Annotated in this window: 7 protein-coding genes, 1 rRNA gene and 1 pseudogene; 4 read left to right on the forward strand and 5 right to left on the reverse strand. The window is 38.5% G+C overall.

Features of this window, described 5'->3' with window-relative positions:
- Nucleotide 1: 1 nt before the first annotated feature.
- Nucleotides 2-454 (reverse strand): annotated as a pseudogene (locus tag H5200_RS00845) (site-specific integrase); the annotation flags it as partial.
- Between the two features lie 108 nt (nt 455-562).
- On the opposite strand from H5200_RS00845, the gene H5200_RS00850 reads away from it, so the two are divergent.
- Together H5200_RS00850 and H5200_RS00855 are read left to right on the forward strand one after the other, a co-directional pair.
- Complete coding sequence (locus tag H5200_RS00850) at nt 563-1,288, forward strand: zeta toxin family protein (protein WP_182719232.1); 726 nt, start codon at nt 563-565, stop codon at nt 1,286-1,288.
- An 8-nt stretch (nt 1,289-1,296) separates the two neighbouring features.
- Nucleotides 1,297-1,464, forward strand: a complete 168-nt coding sequence (locus H5200_RS00855) for a hypothetical protein (RefSeq protein WP_182719231.1) — start codon at nt 1,297-1,299, stop codon at nt 1,462-1,464.
- Between the two features lie 61 nt (nt 1,465-1,525).
- Here the strand turns inward: H5200_RS00855 and H5200_RS00860 are convergent, their stop codons facing one another.
- Nucleotides 1,526-1,945: a hypothetical protein gene (locus H5200_RS00860; protein ID WP_182719230.1), complete on the reverse strand. Its 420-nt coding sequence runs from the start codon at nt 1,943-1,945 to the stop codon at nt 1,526-1,528.
- A 226-nt stretch (nt 1,946-2,171) separates the two neighbouring features.
- Between H5200_RS00860 and H5200_RS00865 the strand changes: the two genes are divergently transcribed.
- On the forward strand, nt 2,172-2,939 hold the full coding sequence (locus H5200_RS00865) for an EAL domain-containing protein (protein WP_064668622.1): 768 nt from the start codon (nt 2,172-2,174) through the stop codon (nt 2,937-2,939).
- Here the strand turns inward: H5200_RS00865 and arsJ are convergent.
- The 3 genes from arsJ to H5200_RS00880 all read right to left on the reverse strand — a co-directional run bounded on the left by arsJ (nt 2,933) and on the right by H5200_RS00880 (nt 6,121).
- Nucleotides 2,933-4,162 carry an organoarsenical effux MFS transporter ArsJ gene (gene arsJ, locus H5200_RS00870; RefSeq protein WP_182760738.1) on the reverse strand — a complete coding sequence of 410 codons (1,230 nt, stop codon included), beginning with the start codon at nt 4,160-4,162 and terminating at the stop codon, nt 2,933-2,935. The genes H5200_RS00865 and arsJ overlap by 7 nt on opposite strands.
- A gap of 6 nt (nt 4,163-4,168) precedes the next feature.
- Nucleotides 4,169-5,179, reverse strand: a complete 1,011-nt coding sequence (locus H5200_RS00875; protein ID WP_145238745.1) for an ArsJ-associated glyceraldehyde-3-phosphate dehydrogenase — start codon at nt 5,177-5,179, stop codon at nt 4,169-4,171.
- 99 nt (nt 5,180-5,278) lie between these two features.
- Nucleotides 5,279-6,121, reverse strand: coding sequence for a metalloregulator ArsR/SmtB family transcription factor (locus H5200_RS00880; RefSeq protein ID WP_145238748.1), 843 nt, complete (start codon nt 6,119-6,121; stop codon nt 5,279-5,281).
- Between the two features lie 644 nt (nt 6,122-6,765).
- Here H5200_RS00880 and H5200_RS00885 point away from each other — a divergent pair.
- Nucleotides 6,766-6,865 (forward strand): 16S ribosomal RNA (locus tag H5200_RS00885); the annotation flags it as partial.

Below are 6,865 nucleotides of genomic sequence, written 5' to 3' on the forward strand. Positions count from 1 at the left end.
TTTATCTCAAGTAAACTTCAGTAATTTCAGCCCTGAAGTGACCTAGCTCTTGTGATACAGTTTCGAGAGCTATTTGCCTACTAAGCCCCAAACCTTTAAGTTCATCCATTCTTTCTTGTGCGTAGCTATGTCTAAGGCCATGGGCACCATTAGAAAAAAATAGAGCGCGATTAGATGCTTTTGAAAATGAACATGACCATTTATGGCCTCCACCAATATTGTAGCGTTGCAAATAGTTAATTTCTCTATCACGAACCGTTATAGGCTGTGCTAAGCGCCTTTCTTCTAACTGTGTAGCTAATGCATTCGGTATTAGTACATCACGGATTAGGCCGCCTTTGCCTTTCACTGTATAAATACAACCTTCTCGACCAAGCCATTTGCAGTCTAGAGCTGGTCGCTTGTCTGCTTTACGCTCTGATACTCTGGCTATTGTTAAAAGTTCGTGTGATTTTTTTTGCCATTAAAAAAACGAGAAGAGCCCTAGGGTATATTCTGAATTTGAATCACTTGCGAATAACTACTTAAGTGACATAATGAGTAGAGATGATTAAGGTTTTATATGGCACCAGAAGAACTAGAACGACAGGCAATAAGCTATGCTAAAAGTAATAGGACTCGTATAGCTCGCGAGTTAACAGACAAAAACCAGTTTCCTCCCGATACAAGGCCAGTTTCTGTTTTCATGGCTGGTTCGCCTGGTGCAGGTAAAACTGAAGCTTCAAAAGCCTTTTTGGAAGAAATTGGAGCTGATAATGTATTAAGGCTTGATCCTGATGAACTAAGAGAGCTTATACCTGGTTATACAGGTGATAACTCGTATTTATTTCATCGTGCTGTATCTTTTATTGTTGAGAGAACACTTGATCATGCGTTTAAAAACAAGCAGTCTTTTTTGTTAGATGGAACTTTGGCAAGTTATGATGTTGCAAAAAAGAATATTGAACGCTCTATCCGTAAGGAAAGGCAAGTACTAATTCTGTTTGTATATCAAAAACCAGAGCTGGCTTGGGAGTTCGTTGAGGCAAGAGAAAAGCTAGAGGGACGTAGAATTCTAGCTGATACCTTTATTGATCAGTTCTTTGCTTCTCAGGAGGTTATAAGGGAACTTAAGCTCAAGTTCGGTAGTCAAATTCAAGTGGATTTATTAGTTAAAAATAATAAGGGCAAAACACGTTTTTATCACGATAATGTTCAGGCAATAGAGCATCATTTAGATGAAAAATTCACTAGAGAAGATCTACAGAGCCTGATAGAATCACCATCCAGCTCAAAAAACGAGCTTTAGGAGTGTTTATGTTTTCAAATTTAATAAAGCCAAAGCCAACGCAAAACTCTAAGCTTTCAGATTTTGTGCTAGATTCTAGCTCAAGCGAGAAGAAGCGAGTTTATAGCCAAGTTATTGATCGCGCTATTACCTCTCAAGTGCAGCTTGTAAATAAAGCGTCTGCTATCCAAAAATAATTAGTAAAAAGTCCCGCAATGGGACTTTTTTAGTTTTGAGAGTGTTAGTTAGAAAGTAATTCTAAGCACTATAGTTAAACAATAAACCTGAGCTGGTGTTGCCTGCTGACGAAAATAAACTTCCCATCAAAGTTGATACGTTCTTTTTTACGCTAAGTTGGATTGAAACAAGTTCTTGATCTAACTCTTTTTGTAATTCAGCTTTTTGTGATTGTTGATCTGCTTTGGTAAGGCTGCTGTCAGCTTCAAGCGCGCGTATTTTTTCTTGTAGTTCTTTAATGTTTTTAATCATTTGTTGCTGTGTAGTTTCTACAGTCTCATCGTTGTCAGTTTTATTTTCAGCAGTGTTTTCATCGCTATTCTCCACTTCAGTGGAAGAAGTTAGTTTTTCTTTGTCATTTGTTTGCTGTGTGCCTGCTTGTGTTTGCTTTAAATAGTTTGGATCTGTAAGCAGTGATGAAGGTATATTTGTTAGATTCATTGCGTGTCCCGTGCGGCAAAAAGTTGACAAGTTATTTGGTTTAAAAAATAAATGCATTAAGCGTTCCATATTTGGGGGCTTGAAATATACTTTCTATTCTTCAAAGTGCAGCGTTAAGGAATATCTGCATAGTGAACTTGATTTTATATGCAATAGTTAAAGTAAGGTTGGCTTTCGCTTTTAACTCTACTACTATGAAAAAATAGACAAAAATGGGTTGTGCTGAATGAATGACAAACTAACTGAATGTGAAAAGGTATCGTGTAATGACTGTGCCGATTTAGAAGGCCTAGGCTTTGATTTTACTATGGCATTTCAACCAATTGTAAATTGTAAGACGCGCTCTATCTTTGGCTATGAAGCTCTAGTGCGAGGCATTAATAATGAGTCTGCATATTCTGTTATCGCAAAAGTAAATGAAGAAAATCGTTATACTTTTGATCAGTTCTGTCGAATAAAAGCGATTGCTTTAGCCGCTAAGTTAGGGGTTGATTCTATGCTTAGCATTAACTTTTTACCCAATGCTATTTATAAGCCTGAGCGGTGTATTCGTACCACCTTAGAAGCAGCTAAAAAATATAACTTTCCGACGCAACGAATTATGTTTGAGTTTACTGAAGTTGAGAAAATAGAAGACAGTGCTCACATTAAGCGAGTGGTTGAATATTATCAATCTCTAGGCTTTACAACAGCTCTGGATGATTTTGGATCTGGTTACTCGGGCCTTAATTTATTAGCCGATTTTCAAACGGATATTATTAAGCTCGATATGGAGCTGATCCGAAATATCGATTCAGATAAAGTACGCCAATCAATAGTGACTCATAGCTTAAATATGCTTCGTGAATTAAATATCACCCCATTAGCAGAGGGGATTGAGACCCTTGCAGAATATACATGGTTAAAAGCCGCAGGTATTGAGTTAATGCAAGGGTATTTATTTGCTAAACCAGGCTTTGAGAGCTTGCCAGTAGTTGATTTTATTGACTATTGATTACTCTTTGGTAGTGCCAGCGATAACAGTGCTGCTAGGGCAATAAAGCAGCTTGAGATCCATAAGCAGGCTTCAAGTCCATATTGTTGATACACCCAGCCCGATAAAACAGTGCCTAGTAATCTCCCCATAGCATTGGCCATATAATAAAAGCCTACATCAAGTGACACGCCATCACTATCAGCAAGCCTTACAATTAAATAGCTATGCAATGATGAGTTAATCGCAAACACCGCACCAAATATCAGTAAACCGATAATAACGGATGCTTGTATATAAAAGTCAAAATGCAGAGCTAAGGCAATAATGGCCGGTATAGCTGTTAAGTAACTGGCCCATAAAAAAGCGCTACGGCCACAGGGCACCTGAACTGATTTTTTTCCTGTACTCATTATGTTTGTAATATGAGGCGCAAAAGACTGCACTATGCCATAGCCAATCACCCAGCTTGCCATAAAGCCGCCAACCCACCAATGATCCCAACCAAAGGTTGCGGCTAAAAATACAGGCAAGGCAACCACAAACCAGACATCTCTTGCGCAGAATAAAAACATTCGTGCGGCTGAGAGTACATTAATGGCTTTGCTTTTGGAGAACAGCTCACTAAATTTGGCTTTATTTTTAGCTTTGCCTAGGTCTTCTTTTAATGCGAATAAACTAAATAGCCAAACCATAGTGAGCATGCAGATCATGATTAGCATTGCGCCATGAAACTCTAGCAAAGTCAGCAGTACGCCACCTAAAAAGAAGCCAACACCTTTTAACGCATTTTTAGAACCCGTTAAAATAGCCACCCATTTGAAAAGCTGGCCTTGCGCGTCTTTTGGTACTAGTAACTTAATAGCGCTTTTGGCGCTCATTTTATTCAGATCTTTTGCGATCCCTGAAAGCGCCTGCGCAGCCATCACATAAATTACGGTGAGTGTATCTACAGGTGCCATAAGCATTGCCAAAGACACAATTTGTAATGCTAAGCCAATGTTCATGGTTTTATTCAGGCCGAATCGAGCTCCCAGCCATCCGCCCACTAAATTGGTGATCACACCAAAAATTTCATAAAACAAAAACAACATAGCAATACTAAGTGGGCTGTAACCTAATTGATAAAAATACAGCACCACGAGCATCCGCAATGCGCCATCAGTTAAAGTAAATGCCCAGTAATTACCGGTAATGATCAAATATTGTTTTATTTGTGGGGAGAGTGCTGTGAATCGATCCACGGTTAATTATTCCTTGTCAGCTAGACCAACTTTACGTACCAGTTCCGCAGTTCGGTTCGCGTAGCCCCATTCATTGTCGTACCACACATAAAGTTTTACTTGAGTGTCGTTGATCACCATGGTTGATAGCGCATCAATGATGCTGGAACGAGGATCGGTTTTGTAGTCAATAGATACCAGTGGGCGTTCTTCGTAGCCCATTATGCCTTTTAGTTCATTTTCAGCAGCATCCTTAAGTAATTTATTTACTTCAGCAACGGTAGTACCGCGCTCAAGTTCAAATACACAGTCAGTAATTGATGCGTTAGTTAGCGGTACGCGAATAGCATGGCCATTTAGTTTACCTTTTAACTCTGGAAAAATATGCGTTATAGCAGTAGCTGAACCAGTTGTAGTGGGGATCAAACTTGTGCCACATGAACGTGCACGGCGTAAGTCTTTATGCGGCGCATCAATAATTGTTTGGGTGTTGGTTATGTCATGAATGGTGGTGATTGAGCCATGCTTGATACCAATCTTTTCATGAATAACTTTTACTACTGGTGCTAAGCAGTTAGTTGTGCATGATGCAGCGGTAATGATTGGGTAAATCTCTTTATTATAAAGGTGGTCGTTTACACCTATTACTACATTTAAAATACCCTCTTCTTTTACTGGTGCTGTAACAACAACGCGTTTTACACCTTGATCTAGGTAAGCTTGCAGTAGTGCCTTGGTTTTAATTTTACCCGACGCTTCAATAACGACATCACAGTTAGACCAATCAGTCTGTTCTGTTTTAGTGTTTTGCGTAAAAGCAATTGTTTTACCATTAATTATAATAGTATCTTCAGTATGACTTGCTTCGTGATGCCATTTACCGTGTACTGAATCAAACGTCATTAAATGAGCGAATGTTTCAGCATTACCGCCTGGATCGTTAATATGGACAATTTCTATATCATGCCAATCAAATGCTGCGCGCATTGATAATCGGCCCATACGGCCAAAACCATTTATACCTACTTTTACTGTCATAATTACATCCTGATTAATTGTTGGGTTGTAAGTGCGGTAAAGCTAGCGCTTCATTACGTTAGCCAATGTTAAATTGTGCTGTGTTTATTAAAGTTATCGTTAACTGCAAAAGCTCACTTTATTAGGTCGTTTATGCATAGTCGCTAATCGCTTAAGGCTGTTGATGATCAGATGGAGATTACTTTCAGTGGTTGTACTAATAATCGTCTTGCTCCATTGTGGCAATCTTGGATTAATTTGGTAAAACACCCATTGTCCGTGCTTTCTATCTGTAATGATGCCGGCTTTCTTTAATACGGCTAAGTTACGCGATACCTTTGGTTGGCTTTGCTCTTGCAGTGCTACCATTAATTCGCAAACACATAACTCGCCATAGTAGTTGGTTAACATTAAAGTTTTTAATCGGATCTGATCAGTTAAGCATTTATAAAATATGCTTGGATCTATCGATAACTCGTTATCTTGATCTGAGATGGTACTACTACATAGTGGCACATACTGATGTGATTGCAGGTTATTAATATTACCGTGTACGTCAATAAACATATCCAGTCGTTTATCAAGTTCATAGAGGGTTGCGACAAAGGGCTCTAAACCTACCATTACTTTTGGATCTGCAATATCCCACGCAAGTTGCAACAGTGCGCCTTTATAAGCTCTGCATTCATTGTTTGCTCTTTCACATAGCGTAATAACATAATCAAAAGTCTTATCTGTAAACTCAGCTATATGTTTTGCGCTGAGCTCAGTTATCGGCAAGTTAAACTTTTGCAAACAATTAATTGTTCTAGGATCAATATCTTTAGGAGCGATCCCTGCACTATAAACATCAAAAATCTCTCCCGCTTTATTTCTCAGTAATACTTCTGCCATTTGTGAACGGGCTGAATTCTCAGTGCACAGAAAGAGCACACTTTGCTTTGAGCTATTACTTTGGGACATGTAAATTAAATATTCTGACTGACAATATCCATTAAGTGTATATATGAAATTTCATATATACAATACTAGTGTTATTAATATCAACGTATATGAATGTGAAACCCTATTTTAGAAGGATTGAACAATAGCGATTATCTATTTTTTAGATGTGTTTTTAAGCATCTTGGCTAAAAAGCAAGCGTAAGGCATGTTTTTTATAGTTTTCTTTAAAAAACGCTTGCGTAAAATTCGCCGCGCCCTATAATGCGACCCCACTGAGACGGCAGACAGCAACGCTTAGCGAGGCAAGAGTTAATCAGTTAGTCGAGTAAAACTTGAGTTTAGATTTTTAATAAAATTTAAAATTAAGTGTTGACAAAAAAATAGGAAAGCGTAGTATGCGCAGCCCTAGCGAGATAAAGTTTAACTTTAACCGCGACGTTCTTTAACAATATAAAGCAATCATCTGTGTGGGCACTCGTACAGATTGAGTTCTAACAGCCAAGCTTAGTTCGCTAAGCAAGGCAAAAAATTTAGAGTCTCAATTGAAACTGAGTGACCAACAGAAGTAACTTATTATAAGTTGCTTCGGCACAGTCAATTCAATATCGAAAGATATTAAATAAATTCAGAATTCATAGAGCTGTCGAAAGACAAAAAACTTTTAATTGAAGAGTTTGATCATGGCTCAGATTGAACGCTGGCGGCAGGCCTAACACATGCAAGTCGAGCGGTAACAGAGAGTAGCTTGCTACTTTGCTGACG

This window comes from Pseudoalteromonas sp. SG43-7 (assembly GCF_014164295.1).
Classification (GTDB): Bacteria; Pseudomonadota; Gammaproteobacteria; order Enterobacterales; family Alteromonadaceae; genus Pseudoalteromonas; species Pseudoalteromonas rhizosphaerae.